General features: G+C 57.1%; 1 protein-coding gene. It reads left to right on the top strand.

Features of this window, described 5'->3' with window-relative positions:
- Positions 1–71: 71 nt before the first annotated feature.
- Positions 72–1220, top strand: a 1149-nt coding sequence (locus tag GT748_RS15045) for a tyrosine-type recombinase/integrase (RefSeq protein ID WP_161222417.1), incomplete at its 3' end; no start/stop codon positions are given.

Here is a 1220-nt window from a genome sequence, read left to right as displayed (position 1 = left end):
GGGTTTGGAGCTGGCTATTGAGCACAGCTGACGGTATGCTTTGTGTCAGAAACCCAAAAGGAGTGGTCAATATGGCAAGCATCCACAAGCGCGGGGAAAACAGTTATCTGCTGGTGGTATCCCGGGGATACGATTACCAGGGCAACCGGCTGAAGCCGGCGCAAAAGACAGTGCATCCGCCGAAGGGGCTGACGGCAAAACAGACGGAGAAATGGCTCAATGAACAGGCGGTCCTTTACGAACGGGAGGTGAAGCACACTCCCGGTGAGTCTGTGGATCGGAGCATCACGCTGGCAAAATACATCGACGTCTGGCTGGAGCAGGTGGCGCCAAAGAAACTGGCGGCCAGCACACTGGTGCGGGATAAGCAGGATATCCGGCGAATCCTGCCAGCGCTGGGGCATTACAAGCTGGCAGAGCTGAACAAGGATATTTTACGGGCTTTCTACGATGCGATGCGCTCGGAACAGAACTGGAAGACAGGCGGACTGCTGGCTGAAAAAACAGTGGAGGGCATCCATTCTTGTCTTTGCGGGATCCTGTCCGATGCAGTGGAGGCAGGGTATATCACGCACAATCCTGCATGGCGGGCATACAGGAAGAAAGGCGCGCCGCAGGAGCGGCCGGTGGCGGATGAGGAAACGGTGCAAAGGCTTATCACAGCGCTGGAAGGCCAGAGCCTGAAATACGAGGTCTATTTCAAGCTGATCCTCGCCACGGGCATGCGGAGGGGCGAGGCCTGCGGCCTGCGGTGGTCGGACATCGACTGGCACCAGCGGGCGCTGCATATCCGGCGCAATGTAGTAAAGCTGAGCGGCCAGCCGATCCTGGTGAAAGAACCGAAGACCCGTGCGGGGGTACGGGTGGTATATCTGTCGAAAGAACTCTGCAAACTGCTTCGTGTCTGGCAAAAAGAAAGTGTGTGGGAGAAAGAACAGCGTGGTGAAGGGGGGCTGGAGGAAGAGGACTATCTGTTCCGGCAGCCCGGCGGGGATCCGATGGTGCCGAGTACATTCACATTCCGGTTCAAAAAGATTCTGCGGGAGGGCAATTTGCCGGACAATTTGAACGTGCACAGCCTGCGGCACACTAACGCCAGCATGCTCATTGCTCAGGGTGTGGATGTACGCACTGTGGCGGGCCTGCTGGGGCACGCACAGCCCAGCACCACATTGGACATTTACAGCCATGCTTTCGACAAGAACAAAAAGCTCGCACAG

The organism is Bittarella massiliensis (ex Durand et al. 2017) (assembly GCF_009876955.1).
Taxonomy (GTDB): Bacteria; Bacillota; Clostridia; order Oscillospirales; family Ruminococcaceae; genus Bittarella; species Bittarella massiliensis.
Note: the sequence above shows the minus strand (reverse complement) of the source record. Positions and strands in the feature narration are given on the sequence as shown.